An 18,580-nucleotide genomic window follows, 5' to 3' on the forward strand; every position below is an offset into this window, starting at 1 on the left:
GGCTGATGACTACTGAAGAACCCGTTGTTATTCCCCAAAACCGGCCCTTGCTGGCGTGGGTATTGTTATGTGCCCTGGCGCTGGTATGGGGCAGTTCATTCATTCTCATCAAACGAAGTCTAGGTGCTTTTCCACCAGAGCAGGTAGCCGCCGGTCGACTGGTGTTTGCTCTATTGTTCTTCAGCCCTTTTCTGGCCCGGCAAAGTCAGCAGACAGATATTCGGGCGATGGTCCGGCATCGATGGGTGGCGTTGCTGGCATCGGCCATTATCGGGTTTGTCATTCCGGCTTTTCTCTTTGCCGAAGCGGGTGCCCACCTCAACAGTTCGCTGTCCGGTGCACTCAACTCCCTAAGTCCTCTATTTACGCTCATTCTGGGCGCCGTATTCTTCGGTCAGGCCCTCAGGCTGAAGCAGGTTGCCGGAATTTTACTTGGGCTGGCAGGATCACTGTTACTCGTGTTTTTCAGCGCCACCGGTTCCTTTCAGATCAACGGGTACGCCCTCCTGATTGTCCTGGCAACCATATGTTACGGGTTGAACACCAACCTGATTGGCCGTTATCTGAGTCACTTACCAGCATTGGTATCAACGGCCTGGCTGTTTGCCTTTGCCGGTCCCATCGCCCTGCTTACGCTGGTCCCTACCAATTTTTTTAGTCGGGTGGTCGATGCACACAGCAACTGGTCGTTGTGGGCGCTGGTTACACTGGGCATATTTGGCTCGGGCCTGATGTCCATTTTCTTTAATCGGGTCATGCAACTGGCTTCTCCCTTGTTTGCGGCCTCCGTCACATATCTCATCCCTATTGTGGCACTCATGTGGGGGGTGCTGGATGGCGAAACAATTTATCTGGTACAGTTTGCCGGGATGGGCGTTTGCCTGATCGGTATCTGGTTAGTAAATAAATCGTAGGTTGCGGTTTTAGGGATGTACCGCTTCGATGGACGAACACGACAACCTAAACTTCGACACGACACAACAAGTATTCGACTATGTACACGGCAACCCTGACCAATACAGATACTCCACCCGTTAACATTGATTTCCTGAATGGACAGCCGGTCGTTAACGGCGAGCCCTTTGACTGGGATTTCGTTAAACTCAATGACCGGACGTTTCATATTCTGCACGAGGATAAATCGTTTACGGCTGAGCTGGTAGAGTTCAATACGGTCGATAAAACGGTCATGATCAAGCTGAATGGGCATATTCACCTTGTTCAGCTCAAAGATCGGTTCGACCTGCTACTCGAAAAAATGGGTATGAGTACGGTAGCCAGCAGCAAGGTCAATGAATTGAAAGCGCCCATGCCGGGGCTGATCGTTGGCATTAGTGTGCAGCCGGGCGATGTGATTCACAAAGGCGATAGCCTGCTCATTCTGGAGGCCATGAAAATGGAGAATCTCCTGAAAGCACCCGGCGATGGTACCGTTAAAAATATCCGGGTCAACAAGGGCGACCGGGTTGAAAAAGGACAGGTACTGGTAGAATTTGCGTAAGCTGGCTTTTGCTGGTATGGATACCCCCTATACCCGACGACGCTTTGTGAGACAAATGGCTTGGGCTGCCGGTGCGCTTCCGCTGGTAGCAACTTCAATTCCGGCGCTAGCCGGAGAGGTCGATCTACCACTGCCCGACGTGCATATTTTCTCGAAGCATTTGCAGTTTCTGAACTATGCCGATATGGCCAATGCCGCAGCCGAAATGGGCTTTGCCGGTGTTGACTTAACCGTTCGGCCGGATGGGCACGTTCGTCCGGAGCGGGTTGAAGACGACTTGCCGAAAGCGGTCGAAGCCCTTAAAAAAGCAGGTCTCTCCCCCAAACTCATGACCACAGCAGTGGGCGATGCCACGAACGCCGTTGATGTTCGGTTACTCAGAGCAGCGTCGAAAGCCGGTTTCAAGCTGTACCGGATGAAGTGGTATCAGTACGACGACCGCAAATCCATCCCAATGTCTATAGAGGGGTATCAGCAGCAACTGCGAGCGCTGGGAGAACTAAACAAATCGCTGGATTTGATGGGCTGTTACCAAAACCACGCAGGTTTGCTGGTCGGGGCTTCTGTCTGGGAGATCTGGGAGATGCTGAAAACCGCCGACCCATCGCACATGGGCGTACAATATGACATTCGACATGCCACCGTAGAGGGTGGCCAATCCTGGCCCAATGGACTGCGCCTGCTTCAGCCTTCGGTTAAGTCGATTGCCATAAAAGATTTTGTATGGTCGATAAAAAATGGGGTGGCAACCGTGCAGGACGTACCGTTGGGCGAGGGGATCGTCGATTATAAACGCTACTTTTCCCTACTGAAAAAATATGGCATTCAGGTGCCTGTCTCTCTGCACATTGAGTATCCGGTAGGTGGGGCTGAACACGGGGCAACTCAGTTGACTGTCCCCCAAAAAGAGGTGTTTAACGCTATGAAACGAGATTTAAACCGGCTCCGTGAACTCTGGAAATCGGCTTAAGATTAATTTTCCTGCCCGAACGTTCGGCCTTTTTCTTATCTTTGCCCGCAAATTTTCCCTTCATGACATCGCAAACAACGTATAAACGCATCCTGCTCAAGTTGAGCGGAGAGGCTCTGGCTGGTCCCAACGGATACAATATCGACCCGGCTATACTGGAGCAATACAGTCAGGAAATCAAACAAATCGTTGACTTAGGTGTCGAAGTAGCCATTGTTATTGGCGGGGGGAACATCTTCCGGGGCGTTTCCGGCGAGCGGTCCGGTATCGACCGGGTACAGGGTGACTACATGGGGATGCTGGCGACGGTCATCAATGCCATGGCACTTCAGAGTTCCTTCGAAAAGCACGGCATGTACACCCGGGTGATGTCGGCCATTAAAATGGAGCAGGTCTGCGAACCCTACGTACGTCGGCGGGCGGTGCGTCACCTCGAAAAAGGACGCGTCGTGATCTTTGCGGCTGGTACGGGCAGTCCCTATTTCACCACCGATACCACCGCCAGTCTGCGGGCTATTGAGGTTGAGGCCGATGTGGTATTGAAAGGTACCAAAGTCGATGGTGTGTACACCGCCGATCCTATGAAAGACAAAACGGCTACCCGGTATACGACGATTACCTTCGAAGACGTTTACGAAAAGAAATTGAGTGTGATGGACTTAACGGCCTTTACGCTTTGCCAGGAAAATAACCTGCCCATCATCGTGTTCAACATGAACACAAGAGGCAGCCTACTTAAGCTGGTGCAGGGCGATAGCGATCAGGGTACACTCATTACAATGAAATTACCAGAATAAAGAGTCTGAATTAATCTGTTTATGAGTATGGTGATTGAATCGACCAGGTAACCATTCACTCATTCGCTCATTCACCCATTCAATTATTGAAAAATGGAAGAAATCGAGTTATTTCTCGACGATGCAAAAGATACAATGGAGAAGGCGCTCAAGCACCTTGCCATTGAATTGACAAAAATTCGCGCAGGAAAGGCTAACGCGGGTATGCTCGACGGGATACAGGTAGAGTACTACGGAACGCTCTCTCCACTCCACACGGTTGCGTCCATCAACACACCCGATGCACGAACCATTGTTATCAAGCCGTTCGAGAAAAAGCTCATCAGCGAGGTGGAAAAGTCGATTCGTAACTCTAACCTCGGCCTGAATCCAAACAACGACGGTGAGCAGATTCGCCTGAGTATTCCCCCCCTCACCGAAGAACGTCGGCGCGACCTCGTTAAAAAGGTGAAACAGGAAGTTGAAACGGCGAAAGTCAACGTGCGTAACATCCGCAAAGACACCAACGACGACATTCGTAAATTAACTAAAGACGGTGTTTCGGAAGATGCCGTTAAAGTAGGTGAGGAACGTGTTCAGAAATTGACCGACGCCTTTATTGCCCGCATCGACGAGACGTTTGTGGCGAAGGAAAAAGATATCATGGTGGTGTAATGCTGGGATATCGACACTGTATAAAAGCCGCTTTCTTTCGAGACAAGCGGCTTTTCGTTTTCCAGCCCATTCCGAACGGTTTATCATGTATGTAGCTGAGGAACGATCGAAGGCATTCAGATCGCTAAAAGCTATTGTTTAAGCTTCTTTTTAATTTCCCCCGAACCCGTCTGTCGCATTGCCGATTTTATATAATCCAGGGCGATTCGCCGGATGGCTGGCTCTTCTACATCTGCTGTGCGTTCGCCCCGGTGTTGGTACGGAATGATCTCGCCCGTGAGCATGTCGAAAATGCCGTAGGGAAGCAGTTCGTATTCTTCGTACCCCCAGAATAAAAAGTCGATTGCATCGGAAGAGTCTTCGAATGCAACGGCATAGCTAATCTCCTGTTTGGCAAAAACAACGATGTAACGCATGTCAGCCTATACGAAATGTGGAGTCAAAGGGTTGCGTATCAGGCTTGATTTTTAGTGATTGACTGCCATCCCCTCCAGAATCTCCGTTTCAACAATCAGCCCGGCACGTTATCCGTTTTAGTACAAACATGTATCTTTGGGCTACGTACCTGTTGATTTTATGAACCAACCAACCCTTTTACAACCGAACCGGCGGACCGGCCTGGTCCCACACCTGATTGCCGTGCTTGGGCTTTTTGTGCTGGCCGTTATTTATTTCTCGCCGGTTATGTCCGGTAAAACCCTAGCCATGCACGATGTGCAGGAATCCGTAGCATCGGCCCGTGAGATCCGCGAAATTGCCAAAGAGACCGGTGAGAAGCCACAATGGACTGACGCCGTCTTTAGCGGAATGCCCGCCTACATGATCGATTATCGCTACCCTTATATTCTGGTTTACAAAGCCGTAATGGGTGTGGTGGAAGCGCTGCCCAACACCGCCAACGTCATTTTTGTGGTACTCCTCAGCATGTATGTGTTGTTGGTTGTACTCGGCTGTAATCCATGGCTCTCGGTACTCGGGGCCGTTGCCTATGGGTTCGGAACATTCGGCATAGTGAGTCTCGAAGCCGGGCACGTCTCCAAACTATTTGCACTGGGCTACGGAGCCGGTGTTCTGGCCGGGGTGATTCTGACGCTCCGGGGCCGATACCTATCCGGGGCTGCGCTGATGGGCTTTTTTACCTGTATGGAGTTTGGAGCCAACCACATTCAGATTACCTATTATCTGTTCATGACAGTGGGTCTGTATGTGCTATTTGAAAGCGTTGCGCTCATCCGCGCCGGAAAAGGACGGCAACTGGCGCTAGGTCTGGCCACACTGGCCGTTGCTGGTGCGCTGGGGGCCGGTAGCTTCGCCAAACGGGTGCTGGTGCTGAACCAGTACACTAAAGAGACCATTCGCGGCAAGTCGGAGTTGACGGCTAAAACGACCAATCCCGACGGAAAAGCACCATCCAGCGAGTCGAAAGGGGGGCTGGATAAAAACTATGCCTTCACGTATAGTTATGGCAAAGCAGAAACACTAACGCTCCTTGTCCCGAATGCTGCGGGCGGATCGTCGGCTGGGGGTGGTTTGACTACAGATTCCGAGTTCTACAAAGCCATGGCCAGCCGTGGAATTGACCCAGCGGCAGCCAAGCAAATGGCCGAACTTGGCGCGCCAACCTATTGGGGCGATCAGCCCATAGTAGGCGGTCCGGCCTATGCCGGGGCGGCTCTGTTATTTTTGTTCGTGCTGGGACTGTTCGTCATCCGGGGACCCATCCGGTGGTGGCTGCTGAGTGCTGCGGTGCTGATGATCATGCTGGCCTGGGGTAAAAATCTGCTGTTCTTTAACGAATTCCTATTTGATTACCTGCCGTATCTCAATAAGTTTCGGGCCATGACGATGGCGTTTTGCCTGGCCCAACTGTTCTTCGCGGCTGGCGCTGTGTTGGGTCTACAGACGATCATTAACCAGAAGATGACCCTGGCCCAACTTCGGCAACCGCTGCTCATCAGCCTGGGCCTGACGGCGGGCGTGGCGCTTATTCTGGCGGTGCTGGGTGGTGCCCTCTTTAGCTTCCAGTCGCCGGGGGATGCTGATATGCTGGCCAGAATTTTCGGCGAAGCGGGTCGCGAGTTTCAGTCCGCCCTTGTCAGCGACCGGCAGAGCCTGTTGCGGGCCGATGCATTCCGGTCGGTTATCCTGATTCTGCTGACAGCCACAGCCCTGTGGTTGTTCCTGACGAACAAGCTCAAAGCCGGGCTATTTTATCCCATCGTGCTGGCGATTGTTATTTTCGATCTGTTCTCGGTCGATAAGCGTTTCCTGAACAATGCCGATTTTGTGTCGAAAGCTGCTGCCAGTGTTCCCTTCGAGCCAACACCGGCCGATCAGCAGATCTTACAGGATAAGTCACTGGGATACCGCGTGTTCGATCAGACAGGTTCGTTCATGGAATCGAACCGGACGTCGTACTTCCACCGATCTGTTGGTGGGTATAATACGACACGTTTACGACGGTATAATGAGCTAATCAATTATGCCTTTCAGTACAATACGCTGCACATACTGAACATGCTGAATGCAAAATACGTGATCCAGCCGGGGCAGGCCGATCCGGCCAATCCGCAACAGCAATCGGGCCCTGTGGTGATCCCCAACCCCGACGTACTCGGTGCGGCCTGGTTTGTGGGTACGGTGCAGCAGGTGGCCAATGCAGACGACGAACTGGCGGCAATGAAAACACTCAATCCACGGGATTCGGCCATTGTTGACAAGCGATTCGCGGCTGAGTTGGGCAATTTGCCCGCCACCATGGATCATACGGGCAGCACCATCCAGTTGACGAGCTACCGCCCGGATAAGCTACTGTATACGGCAAATGCTACCCGCGATGGCCTGGCCGTTTTTTCGGAAGTTTACTACCGGGGACACGAAGACTGGCAGGCGTTTATTGATGGCAAAGCCGTTCCCCATCTTCAGGCCAACTATGTGCTGAGGGCTTTGCGGATTCCAGCCGGGAAACACACCATCGAGTTTCGGTTCGATCCGCCCCTTGCCCATACCGGCGATACAATCGACCTGATTTGCAATGTATTACTGATTGGCCTTATCGGTTTTGTCATCTTTGCAGAAGGCAGAAGCCGCCGTACGCAACCTGTCAATGAGCCTGAACCTGTGCTTCCGGTAACCCCGGTTGAGGTGACGCCTGTCGCAGAATCAACAAAACCGAAAGGAGTAAATCCAAAAGGAGCTAAGTCCCGGTAGGTGTACGCAAGTCTATCAAACACAAAGACGGGCCATTACGGCCCGTCTTTGTGTTTGATAGACTACAATGAATTACTTGAATCCGTTTCTGGCTGTTTAGCTACAGGAACGTTTTTTTGTGCCTTTCTGGGACGAGTTTTACCGTACGAGCCCCTCGAAATCTTACCTCTTTTTGACTTTTTATCACCTCTTCCCATAATCGTAACGGTTTTCGTTTAGTATACTGTTCACTACCAGAAACCGCTGCGATTGTTTTATTTTCACCGTGAATCAACCCGCTGTATAAGGCAACATTACTTCAATAACCGGGCTTCTACCCCCTCAACCGTAATTTTTACTGGTTTAATTTTGCCATCGGCATCGAAGTACATTTTGTCGATACAGGTTTCGCGGTGGTTGCCATCTGTTTCGGTTAAAGGCCGCCGGTGATAGACAATGTACCACTCATCTTTGCCGGGAACCTGGATAACCGAATGGTGGCCCGCTCCGGTGGCTACCTTGGGGTCCTGTTGTAAAATCTTGCCTACCCGTTCAAACGGACCAAAGGGTGAATCGGCTACGGCATAAGCGACGGAGTAATCGGGACCTGTCCAGCCTCCTTCCGACCACATAAAATAGTACTTTCCGTTCCGAACAAACATTGTTGGGCCTTCGACGTAGCCTTTGGGCGTAATTTCCCGAAACAGAGTGCCATCGTCAAATGGCTGAAAACCGGTAAAATCGCTTTTCAGCCGGGCTATGTTACAGTGTCCCCAACCGCCATAGAGCAGGTAATACTGTCCGTCTTTGTCTTTAAAGGCAAACTGGTCGATGGGTTGCGCGCCGTTATGAATCTGCCCGACGAGGGGTTTGCCCAGGTAGTCACGAAATGGACCGGCCGGATTATTGGCTACGGCCACACCAATGCCACCGGTTTCTTTTTTGTCATCATGAATATCATTGGCACCGAAGAACAGAAAGTATTGGCCATCTTTTTCAACAATAGCAGGTGCCCACATGGCTCGCTTCGCCCATTTAACGGCGGTAGAGTCCAGAATGCGGGGGTGTTTGGTCCAGGTCACTAAATCGGGCGACGAGAAGGCGTCGAAAAAAACCTGTTTTTCGTAGGGAGCCGAATAGGTTGGATACACCCAGTATTGTTTGTTGAAGAGGACACCTTCGGGGTCGGCGTACCAGCCGGGGAAGATGGGATTGCCGCTTTTTCGACCAGCCGAGGCCGGACGCTGAGCGAATGAACAAATTGAGAGTTGGGTAAACAAAAGGAGAATGATACTGAAGCGGAACATACTGCGTATACGTTTGTTAGGAATGCCGTAAAAGTAAAGCCGAATGATCGAATAACGTAATCAGTCAGTCAATACCAGGCTCCAAAGCCACTACTCAGCTATAAACAACGGCATACTTTTTGCCCGGCAGTGAACGGATGAATCCCTGAAATTCGAGCGTCAGCAGGAGGGAAGCCAGCCTACCCATTGGAATCTGGCTTTTCCAGCTTAACTCATCCACGTGCAGATCGGTCACTTGCCGGAGCAGGGCCAGAATCTGACTTTCTTCTTCAGTAATAGTTACCGGTAAAGCCGGTGGCGTTTTGGTTCGTGAAGCCGATGCACTGGATTGATCCCAGTTCATGGCTTCGATGATGTCTTTCGGGTTGGTATAAATCTGGGCTTTGTTCTCCCGGATGAGCTTGTTGCAACCCGCCGAAAAGGCCTGATTCAACTGGCCGGGCACGGCGAATACCTCACGGTGGTAATTGTTGGCATATTCGGCCGTGATCAGTGCACCGCCTTTGGCGGCTGCCTCCACCACCACAACGGTGTCGCTCAGGCCCGCGATGATGCGGTTTCGGGCGGGGAATAAATGGGCATCGGGTTTTGTACCGGGGCGGCTCTCCGTAAGTAAGCCACCCAGCACCAGCATTTCCCCCGCTGTTTTTTGATGAACATTCGGGTAGATAACATCCAGGCCGCTGGCCATAACGCCAATAGTAGGCAGGTTGTACGTCAGACTGGCCCGGTGAGCAGAAATGTCGATCCCATACGCCAGGCCACTGATAACGTGTACACCCAAAGGAGCTACCGCTTCGACGATCTCACTGGTAACCCGACGGCCGTAGTCTGTAGCTTGCCGGGTGCCCACCAGCCCAATTGTTCGCTGAACATTCAGGTTTGCCGTTCCCCGAAAATAGAGCAGGGCAGGGGCGTCGTACAACGTTTTAAGGCGGGTGGGGTAGGCTTTGTCGGTATAGAATAGGGCCGTAGCACCCAGTTTCTCCAGCCGCCCGATTACCTGTTCGGCCTCCGTCAGCACACCGGGTTTAAGAATAGCACGGGCTGTAACTTCCCCAATGCCCGGAACCTTCATCAGTCGGGCGAGTGGTGAGCGGAACACATCCGGCGCTGAGCCGCAATAGCTGATTAACTGGCGGATTAAAATACTACCAACGCCGGGAACCAGCGTCAGGGCAATTTGATGGTGAGATTCGGTGGACACGAAACAAAGGTCAGGCTAAGTATACAAACGGGTAGTATGCGTAACGTTTGCAAGCTTACAGCTTTCTGTCGGGAAAAACCAGTTTGAAATGGATTGATGAATGATAGGCTTGAATTCAGTAGCTTTATGTCTGGTCAAAAGCGGGATATACACAGAAGATAACCAGATGTAAATGGCACGTTAGCGATGATCCACTCTGCTACAGAAAACAACATAAGTCCGAAAGCTCCCCTGGTCAACAAATCTTACCTCCTCGAAAAATTTCCCGGTAAAGTTGGCTGGACGTATGCCGCTATCCCGGAAATTTTGCCGAACCCCCATACCTATTTCGGGTGGGTTCGCGTTTGGGGAACAATTGACGGTTTTGCCCTCCATCGGTATAAGTTGATGCCTATGGGAAACGGGACGTTATTTTTGCCAGTCCGGGCCGAGATCCGAAAAAAAATTGGTAAGCAGGCAGGTGATTTCGTTCAGGTTATATTGTTTGCCGATGACCTGCCAACTCAGCTTCCTGAAGAATTGCGACTTTGCCTACAGGACGAACCAGCGGCTTATAAAACGTTTTTAACGTATCCTGAGGCTAAACAAAGTACGCTGATCGACTGGATTTACTCGGCTAAAACGGAGGAAACAAAAGTCGAACGTATTGCCCAATCAATTGATAAGCTGATTAGAGACAAGCAGTAAGTAATGGTGTTAAGGCAGGAGATGGTTAGTGACGAAGTGGGGATAATGATCCTTAGTCGGCGTGTGGTTCTTCTGCTTCAAGAGGAGGTTGTGGCCTGTCGAGACCTGCCCGCATTTTTTCCAGAAACGTTTTGATGTGTTTCAGCTTGTTGATGTAAACCGCGTGTTCGCGCCGGTTGGACTCCTTAATCCTGAGGTATTCCCGCGCACCGGGTAAAGTATACCCTTTTTCGTTGGTCAACTCAAGGATCTCCTTTAGATGATCAATGTCGGACTGGGTGTAAACCCGATCGCCGGAGCGGTTTTTTTTGGGCTGAAGGGTTGGGAATTCTTTTTCGTAATACCGTAGTTTCGATGCATTGATGCCAAACATATCTGCCACTTCCCGAATCCCATAATACAACTTGCCGCCGTTTTCCATACCGCAAACTTGGAAAGCCATCGGAATAAACGCAAGTTTTGGCGTAAATTTGCGGCACTTACGTGAACTACATGATGACTTCCCACAAAATACGTCGGCATTTTCTCGACTTCTTCCAGTCTAAACAACACCTGATAGTTGCTTCCGCCCCGCTCGTTGCCAAAAACGACCCGACGCTGATGTTCAACAACTCGGGCATGGCTCAATTCAAGGATTTCTTTCTGGGCAACGGAACGCCCCCGTCCAAACGGGTGGCCGATACCCAAAAATGCCTGCGCGTATCCGGTAAGCACAACGATCTGGAAGATGTAGGGTTCGATACCTACCACCACACCATGTTCGAGATGCTGGGAAACTGGTCGTTCGGCGATTATTTCAAGAAAGAAGCCATAACCTGGGCGTGGGAACTGCTGACGGAGGTGTATAAACTGCCGAAAGACCGGCTCTATGTGTCGGTGTTTCAGGGTGATACCAAAGACAACGTTCCGTTCGACCAGGAAGCGTTCGACCTCTGGAAACCCATCGTTGGCGAAGACCGGATCATTTACGGCAACAAAAAAGATAACTTCTGGGAAATGGGCGATACGGGTCCCTGCGGCCCTTGTTCGGAGATTCACGTCGACCTGCGTACGCCCGAAGAGATTGCCGATAAGCCCGGCAAGGAACTGGTTAACGCCGACCATCCACAGGTTGTCGAAATCTGGAACCTGGTCTTCATGCAGTTCAACCGAAAGGCCGATGGTTCGCTGGAGCCGCTGCCCGCTCGCCACGTCGATACGGGTATGGGCTTTGAGCGTCTGTGCATGGCAATCCAGAACAAACGGTCGAACTATGACACCGATGTCTTTACGGGTACCATCAAGGTAATCGAAGAAATATCCGGCATCACCTACACCGCCGGTACCGGTATGACGGATGTCGCCATGCGCGTGATCGCCGATCATATTCGGGCTGTTTCGTTTGCCATTGCCGATGGACTGGTGCCATCGAATGCCAAAGCGGGTTACGTAATTCGGCGGATTCTGCGCCGGGCCATTCGGTACGGCTATTCCTACCTGAACCTGACCGAGCCGTTCATGACCAAACTCGTGCCAACACTGGCCATACAGTTTGCCGACGTATTTCCCGAACTCACCGCCCAGCGCGATTTTGTGGCTACCGTTATTCGGGAAGAAGAAATCTCGTTCTTACGGACGCTGGGAACGGGCCTCGGTCGCCTTGACCAGATCATCGGTCAGTTAACGACCGAGGGCAAGACAGAAATTCCCGGCGAAACGGTCTTTGAACTGAACGATACCTTCGGCTTTCCTGCCGATTTGACCGCGTTGATCGCCCGCGAGAAGCGCCTTACGATTGATGAGGCCGGTTTTCAGAAGGCCTTGCAGGAGCAAAAAGCCCGGTCGCGGAAAGATGCGTCCTCATCGGCAGGTGACTGGATCGACGTGAATGAGACCGACCGCGTTGAATTTGTTGGCTACGATCAGCCTGAAGCATACGCCCAGATTGTCAAGTACCGGAAAATTCAGAACAAGCAGGGCACACAGGTTCAGGTGGTGCTCGACAAAACACCGTTCTACGCCGAATCGGGTGGGCAAATTGGAGATACGGGTGTCCTCGAACTGTTTTCTGGTTCCGACCAGATCGGGACGCTGACGGTGCTGGATACCAAAAAAGAAAATGACCTGACCATTCATATCGTTCAGGACGTTACCGGCATCGACGATCTCTTTACCGAAGCTGATTCGGTTTACGCGGTTATTAACACGGCCCGTCGTGGCCTGACGAGCAGCAACCACTCGGCAACGCACCTGCTTCATGCCGCGCTGCGGGATGTATTGGGTACGCACGTAGCGCAGAAAGGATCGTACGTTGGTCCCGACGCCTTACGGTTCGACTTCTCGCACTTCAGCAAAGTAACCGATGAGCAACTGGCCGAAGTGGAGCGCATCGTCAACGAGAAAATTCGCGAAGACATTAGACTCGACGAGAAGCGGAACGTGCCCATTGCCCAGGCGAAAGAACTGGGAGCAACGGCGTTGTTTGGAGAGAAATACGGTGACTTCGTCCGGGTCATCACGTTTGATCCGGGCTACTCCGTTGAACTCTGCGGGGGAACGCACGTTCCGGCAACGGGCCACATTGGTCTCTTTAAATTCACGGGCGAAGGCTCCGTTTCGACGGGTATTCGCCGGGTGGAAGCCAAAACCTCGGCCGGTGCCGAAGCGATGATCAACGAACAGATGGCGGTTGTCAGCGAGTTGAAAGAGCTGCTGAAAGCGCCGAAAGACGTTGTGAAAGCCGTACAAACGCTGCTGGATGATCGGGCTGCCTTACAAAAACAGGTTGAAGCCTTACAGAACGAGAAAGTTCAGCAACTGAAAAACGAGTTGTTGATGAAAATACAAGCCGTTAACCAAAACGGTGGACCGGCGCATATGGTGCTGGTGGAGCGCGTAGAAGTGCCCAACGCCGATGCCCTTAAGCAACTGGCCTATGACCTGAAAGCGAAGGTGGACAACCTGGCTGTGGTGCTGGGTGCCGACATCAACGGCAAACCACAACTAGCCGTGATGCTGCCCGAGTCGCTTATTCAGGGTAAAAGTCTGAATGCTGGTCAGGTGGTTAAAGAACTGGCGAAAAATATCAAAGGCGGGGGCGGTGGACAACCCTTCTTTGCCACGGCGGGCGGCACCGATTTGTCGGGGCTGGATGCGGCTCTGACCCAAGGGAAAGAACTGCTGGGGTGAACCTCCAGTAAATCCAGGGCAACAGGTCAATTGCCACTCTACTTTCGTAATTGTCTGTCATGAAAATGAAATGGCTATGAACTGAATCTCATCCCAAAATGAGATTCAGTTCATAGCCATTTCTCATTTTATTGGTGATCTTAAAATTTAAGCGAATCTTAATCAGGTACGGTAAACTAATTGTTATTACAAATGTAAAAATCGTTTATTTTTGCTTTTAAATTATATACTATAAGTTTATCATATATGCGACAAAGTATACTTTTACTAGTACTCATTATTTTCTTTTCAAATTGCAGGCGAACCACAATAGACACAACAATAGTCCCCAAGCCCTCTCCTGGAACAATTGTCATAATTGGCTCATCGACAGCGGCAGGCTGGGGCGCTTCGGAATATAAATATTCATGGGCGGGCTTACTAGCCCAAGAGTTGGTGAATAATCGCGTTGTCAATCTGGCCAAAGGGGGGTACACCAGTTACCAGCTTTTACCCACAAATGCCAGTCATCCGGCTAACCGGCCCGATGCCGACACGTTACGAAATATAAATGCGGCTCTAAAAGAGAAGCCCGTTACGTTAATTCTTAGTATATCGTCAAATGATCTTGTTGCTGGCTACAGTGTTGAGGAAATCATAGCCAATTTCAATGCGATCCGGAGTAAGGCTTTAGCCGCTGGTGTAGCCCATGTAATTATAACGACGCCCTTACCGCGCAACTACAGCGCAGAAGTTACCGCCAACTTGTTGCTTCAGCGAGATCTGGTGCTGAAGAACTATGGCTCATCTGCCGTCAATATTTTTGACCCGCTTGCCAACGAGCAGAATCAAACAAAGCCGGAATACCTGAGTTCGGACGGCATCCACCCGAACGATAAAGGGCATGCTGTAATTTATAAACAAATCGGAGGTTTCATTCTTTAAAGGCCACAGGCCATAATCTACATGAATAACCTTGATATCAGTTACTATATATTTCAGGATTGGAAGGCAAATAGCGGTAATGTAAAGGCTCAGTTTGTTTTAACGCTGTTTCGCCTGGCCACCTGGGCTCGAAGCAATAAAATTCTGGTTATCGCCTTTATCTGGTACTTACTCTTCTATCGTTTTTTTGTAGAGTGGGTACTGGGTATTGAACTGCCGTGGAGTTTAAGGGCGGGTAGTGGCTTAAGACTTCAGCATGGGCAGGGGCTGGTGGTACACGGACAAACCATCCTTGGAAAAGGCTGTAGCCTTAAACACTCGACAACGATTGGCATCCGGATCAATCCCGATGGTAGTGTGGGCAGGGCTCCTATTATCGGGAATAATGTAGATATAGGCGCTCAGGTGTGCATTATTGGCGAAATTGAGATTGGCGATAATGTAGCGATTGGGGCGGGCTCTATCGTTATCAAGAGCATCCCATCAAACTGTGTAGTCGTAGGAAATCCAGCTCGTATCATAAAAGTCAAAGAAGTCACCGAGGCTATTTTATAGACGTCTGTGAGCCAGTTTTGCTGTTGTCTTTTCAGACCTAAATTATTTGTATCGCACGTATACTAAACACCGTGAAACTTTAGATGACGCTGACTGATTGCACGTTAGACGGTTCGTGCCGATAGTTTTTTTACAATGTGAGCGTAGTTTTAACCATAAAGCAACCTGAGAGGTTATCTTTCAGACTCCCGTTAGCCCGCCACTGAAGCAGAAATCGTACCTCGCTACGAAATTGAAGGGCTCGGTCTGTTTAATAATCGGTTAACAATGACTATAACCTCTCAACCCATTGGCGTATTCGATTCGGGCTACGGCGGCCTGACTGTTCTTCGTGAAATCGTCAAAAAGCTACCCCACTACGATTACATCTACCTGGGCGATAACGCCAGGACACCTTATGGTACGCGCTCTTTCGATACCGTGTATCACTATACCCTCGAATGTGTGCAGCACCTGTTCGACCGGGGGTGCCGACTGGTCATTCTGGCCTGCAATACGGCTTCGGCCAAAGCATTGCGAAATATTCAGCAGCTGGACTTGCCCGTTCAGCACCCCGACAGGCGTATTTTGGGTGTTATCCGCCCCACTACCGAAGTGATCGGTAACTATTCCAAAACGGGCCAGGTTGGTATTTTAGCGACACGTGGAACCGTTACGTCCGAATCGTATGTGGTTGAGATCGAGAAGTTCTTTCCCGGTTTGCACGTCTTTCAGGAGGCCTGTCCCATGTGGGTGCCGCTGGTCGAAAATGGCGAATACAATAGTCCTGGCGCAGACTATTTTGTAAAGCAGCACATCGACCGGCTGCTGGCCCAGGCACACAATATTGATACGCTCCTGCTGGCCTGTACCCACTACCCGCTCTTGCTTGAGAAAATAAAACAGCTTGCGCCACCCCATGCAACGATCCTTAGTCAGGGCGGCATTGTTGCCGACAGCCTGGCCAATTACCTGCACCGCCACCCCGAACTCGAAACCCAGTGCAGCAAACATGGACAGAGAACCTTTCTGACCACCGACTCCACCGAGGATTTTGACCGACAGGCAACCGTTTTTTATGGGCAGCCTGTTCAGTCCGTACATCTGGCTTTGTAAAACCTTAGAGCGCGACCCGGTAACTCAGGACAGGGATGAGGCCATTGGCATAATTGGTTCTTACCAAACCACTGGCAGGATCGAAATAGTAACTGAAAATATTCCTTCGGTTGATGAAATTCTGTAAATCGAGGGAGAGGGTGCGGGTCGAACGGGGGCGGTTTTTCTTCCAGCTTAAACGAAGGTCGGGACGTAAATAATCGGGAAACTGCCTGGTATAGGACTGGGTATCGACAAAAACGGTCTCGCCCAATCGCTTCGACTCCGCTACATCGACGGGGGTATATCGGTAGCCGCCATAGTAACTCATTTTCAGGTTCACCCCGAAAACATTCGCGCCGGATACCCATTCCTTACCCACCAGCAAACTCTGGGCGTGGCGGCCATTCCAGCGGGTACTGCGCCAGATTTGATCCGACCCCTGATACTCTGAATTGTACAGCGACGACGACAGCAGGAAATACAGACTGTTTCCCGAGGCTGCCTGAATCAGAAATTGTTCAAGTGTTAACTCAAGTCCGTAATTCCGGCCAAGGCCCGTGTTGGCAAGCGACCGGTCGGTGAGGCCGTCGAATAGGTTAATGATCGAGAAGGCGTCATGCTGGCTGGCACTGACTGGTATGTTAAACAAATGCTGGTAATACGTTTCGACTTTCAGCCGTAATGGTGGAGCATCCCGGCGGCTGTTGAGCCGTTGGTCGTACGCCAGCACATAATGGTGGGATCGGCTGAAACCCAGATTTCGGTTAGAGGCCATATTCTCCGACGGCGTAGTTGGAAGCACAAAATACGTTGCCGGGTTCTGCAACTGACTGTGCAGCCCGTAGCCCAGACTAATCGACTTATCGGGCGAGAAAGCCCAGCGCACCGAACCGCGTGGTTCGAAGACTGAGGTGCCATTTAACGCCAAATGCAGGTAATGGAGCCCGGCATTGATCGTCAGTTGTTCCGACAGTCGGTAGTTCCATTGACCAAATGCCTGTACCGTACTGGTCTGGTCGGTAACCCGAATGCGGGTTAACAGTCGCTGCTGATCAGCCTCCCACGATTTTTGCGACAGGTCGTACTGCAACTGTGTACCGATCAGGCCGGCCCGGAACGTTTGCCGGGGATTGAGTTTATAAGTCAGGGTAGTTGACAGAATTCGTTTCTGCGTTAAAAACGATTCGTCGTTACGTTGCGAAGGGGCATAATCAAACGCGGGTTCCAGACGTGAACTTTGGTATCGGTTTTCGTAGCCGGAAGCCAGCAGTATCGTTTTAAGTAAGGCTTTTCGGCCAAGAGGCAGGGTATGCGTGAGGCCAATGGCGCCCGTATTTGCCCGGAAGTTTTCATTATAACTTTCATAGGCTGATGTCCATTTTGTCGAATCGGTCAGGGCGTTGATCTTACTACTGCTCAGGCCGCCGAAACCAAAGAGGGTGAACGCTCCGGCTTTACGGGTTGGCAAATACACATTGAAGGATAAATCCTGAAAAACCCGGTCGCCGGTGCCAATGTCGATGCCCAGTTTGGAGATCAAACCGAGAGTCGAGTACCGGTAGTTCATCAAATAAGAACCTCCGTACCCTTTGGAAAATGGTCCTTCGGCGGCCACATCCAACCCCAGTACACCGGCCTGAATGGTGTATTCCCGCTTGGTATTGTTTCCCCGTCGAAGCCGCAGGTCAAAAACGCCCGACAACGCATTGCCGTATTCGGCGGGAAAGGCGCCTGTTAAAAAATCGGAGTTGGTTAACAGTTGCGCGCTCAAAATTGAAATGCCGCCACCGGCAGCCCCTAGATTGGCAAAATGATTGGGGTTCGGAATTTCGACGCCTTCCATCCGCCACAACAAGCCGTTGGGAGCATTGCCCCGGATAACAATCGAGTTACCGCCATCGTCGGCACCCACCACCCCGGCATAAGCCGTAGCCATTCGGGCCGGGTCGTTTACCGCGGCCGCAAATTTCTGCGTTTCCTCCACCGAGAAGGTTCGGGCCGAGACCGCAGCCATTTCATTGAGTGGTTTATCCTTGTCAAGCGTTGGCTTTACCGTTATTTCCGATAATTGGCTAACGGCTTCTTCCAGCGAAATGGGCAGTACCAGCTCTTTGCCCGCATCGATCGTGATATTTTGCAGCGTAGCCGTCTTGTAACCGACGACACTTATTTGTAGCGTTTGTCGACCCACAGGCACCTGGGTTAGCCGAAATTGTCCGCTGGCATCGGTGCTGGTTCCTTTCATTGGTGAACTGGTAAGGAGCGTAACCGTTGCACCGGGCAGGGGTGTTTGCAAACTTTGATCGACAACCGTACCCCTGATGGTCTGGGTGAACGATTGGGCCGGAAGAACAGTGGGAACGAGCAAAAAAAGGATTGATACAAGATGCTGGCGGAGCCTGAACGGAGTGAGGGCCATGGTTAATGAATTACATTGGTTTGCCCCTCAGACAGCCCGTTGCCGGATTACCCCTATGTTCGTGTAGTGTTTTTTTGTAATGCCGAGCTTGGACCCGAGGGCTTGTATTTGTTCAAAAAATAGTT

The 18,580-nt window shown here is 51.1% G+C and carries 17 protein-coding genes; 11 read left to right on the forward strand and 6 right to left on the reverse strand.

Going from position 1 to position 18,580, the window contains the following annotated elements:
* Window positions 1–5 precede the first annotated feature (5 nt).
* From ACYVJM_RS00415 to frr, 5 genes are all read left to right on the forward strand, one after another.
* The gene (locus ACYVJM_RS00415; RefSeq protein WP_461146229.1) at window positions 6–914 is read left to right on the forward strand and encodes a DMT family transporter; all 909 of its coding nucleotides are present in this window, start codon (window positions 6–8) and stop codon (window positions 912–914) included.
* An 80-nt stretch (window positions 915–994) separates the two neighbouring features.
* The gene (locus ACYVJM_RS00420; protein ID WP_461146230.1) at window positions 995–1,501 is read left to right on the forward strand and encodes an acyl-CoA carboxylase biotin carboxyl carrier protein subunit; all 507 of its coding nucleotides are present in this window, start codon (window positions 995–997) and stop codon (window positions 1,499–1,501) included.
* A gap of 16 nt (window positions 1,502–1,517) precedes the next feature.
* Window positions 1,518–2,471, forward strand: coding sequence for a sugar phosphate isomerase/epimerase family protein (locus tag ACYVJM_RS00425; protein WP_461146231.1), 954 nt, complete (start codon window positions 1,518–1,520; stop codon window positions 2,469–2,471).
* 62 nt (window positions 2,472–2,533) lie between these two features.
* On the forward strand, window positions 2,534–3,268 hold the full coding sequence (gene pyrH / locus ACYVJM_RS00430; RefSeq protein ID WP_461146232.1) for a UMP kinase: 735 nt from the start codon (window positions 2,534–2,536) through the stop codon (window positions 3,266–3,268).
* Window positions 3,269–3,361: 93 nt separating this feature from the next.
* Window positions 3,362–3,922: a ribosome recycling factor gene (frr, locus tag ACYVJM_RS00435; RefSeq protein ID WP_461146233.1), complete on the forward strand. Its 561-nt coding sequence runs from the start codon at window positions 3,362–3,364 to the stop codon at window positions 3,920–3,922.
* 131 nt (window positions 3,923–4,053) lie between these two features.
* Here the strand turns inward: frr and ACYVJM_RS00440 are convergent, their stop codons facing one another.
* The gene (locus ACYVJM_RS00440; protein ID WP_461146234.1) at window positions 4,054–4,338 is read right to left on the reverse strand and encodes a hypothetical protein; all 285 of its coding nucleotides are present in this window, start codon (window positions 4,336–4,338) and stop codon (window positions 4,054–4,056) included.
* 160 nt (window positions 4,339–4,498) lie between these two features.
* On the opposite strand from ACYVJM_RS00440, the gene ACYVJM_RS00445 reads away from it, so the two are divergent.
* Window positions 4,499–7,132 (forward strand): hypothetical protein, encoded by a 2,634-nt coding sequence (locus tag ACYVJM_RS00445; RefSeq protein WP_461146235.1) that lies wholly within the window; start codon window positions 4,499–4,501, stop codon window positions 7,130–7,132.
* A gap of 62 nt (window positions 7,133–7,194) precedes the next feature.
* Here the strand turns inward: ACYVJM_RS00445 and ACYVJM_RS00450 are convergent, their stop codons facing one another.
* The 3 genes from ACYVJM_RS00450 to dprA form a co-directional block, all read right to left on the reverse strand.
* Entirely contained in the window at window positions 7,195–7,329 is a 135-nt protein-coding gene (locus ACYVJM_RS00450; protein ID WP_461146236.1) for a 30S ribosomal protein THX, read from the reverse strand.
* A 96-nt stretch (window positions 7,330–7,425) separates the two neighbouring features.
* Window positions 7,426–8,418, reverse strand: a complete 993-nt coding sequence (locus tag ACYVJM_RS00455) for a glycoside hydrolase family 43 protein (RefSeq protein WP_461146237.1) — start codon at window positions 8,416–8,418, stop codon at window positions 7,426–7,428.
* Window positions 8,419–8,512: 94 nt separating this feature from the next.
* Window positions 8,513–9,625, reverse strand: a complete 1,113-nt coding sequence (dprA, locus tag ACYVJM_RS00460; protein ID WP_461146238.1) for a DNA-processing protein DprA — start codon at window positions 9,623–9,625, stop codon at window positions 8,513–8,515.
* Between the two features lie 186 nt (window positions 9,626–9,811).
* Here dprA and ACYVJM_RS00465 point away from each other — a divergent pair, with 186 nt between their 5' ends.
* On the forward strand, window positions 9,812–10,312 hold the full coding sequence (locus ACYVJM_RS00465) for a YdeI/OmpD-associated family protein (protein WP_461146239.1): 501 nt from the start codon (window positions 9,812–9,814) through the stop codon (window positions 10,310–10,312).
* A gap of 52 nt (window positions 10,313–10,364) precedes the next feature.
* On the opposite strand, the gene ACYVJM_RS00470 is transcribed toward ACYVJM_RS00465, so the two are convergent.
* Window positions 10,365–10,754 (reverse strand): MerR family transcriptional regulator, encoded by a 390-nt coding sequence (locus ACYVJM_RS00470; protein WP_461146240.1) that lies wholly within the window; start codon window positions 10,752–10,754, stop codon window positions 10,365–10,367.
* Window positions 10,755–10,807: 53 nt separating this feature from the next.
* Between ACYVJM_RS00470 and alaS the strand changes: the two genes are divergently transcribed.
* The 4 genes from alaS to murI all read left to right on the forward strand — a co-directional run bounded on the left by alaS (window position 10,808) and on the right by murI (window position 16,054).
* Window positions 10,808–13,480, forward strand: coding sequence for an alanine--tRNA ligase (alaS, locus tag ACYVJM_RS00475; protein WP_461147716.1), 2,673 nt, complete (start codon window positions 10,808–10,810; stop codon window positions 13,478–13,480).
* A 246-nt stretch (window positions 13,481–13,726) separates the two neighbouring features.
* Window positions 13,727–14,404: an SGNH/GDSL hydrolase family protein gene (locus tag ACYVJM_RS00480; RefSeq protein ID WP_461146241.1), complete on the forward strand. Its 678-nt coding sequence runs from the start codon at window positions 13,727–13,729 to the stop codon at window positions 14,402–14,404.
* 21 nt (window positions 14,405–14,425) lie between these two features.
* Window positions 14,426–14,959 carry a serine O-acetyltransferase gene (locus ACYVJM_RS00485; protein WP_461146242.1) on the forward strand — a complete coding sequence of 178 codons (534 nt, stop codon included), beginning with the start codon at window positions 14,426–14,428 and terminating at the stop codon, window positions 14,957–14,959.
* 267 nt (window positions 14,960–15,226) lie between these two features.
* Window positions 15,227–16,054, forward strand: a complete 828-nt coding sequence (gene murI / locus ACYVJM_RS00490; protein ID WP_461146243.1) for a glutamate racemase — start codon at window positions 15,227–15,229, stop codon at window positions 16,052–16,054.
* 4 nt (window positions 16,055–16,058) lie between these two features.
* On the opposite strand, the gene ACYVJM_RS00495 is transcribed toward murI, so the two are convergent.
* Entirely contained in the window at window positions 16,059–18,455 is a 2,397-nt protein-coding gene (locus ACYVJM_RS00495; protein WP_461146244.1) for a carboxypeptidase regulatory-like domain-containing protein, read from the reverse strand.
* Window positions 18,456–18,580 lie beyond the last annotated feature (125 nt).

Source organism: Spirosoma pulveris (assembly GCF_054781875.1).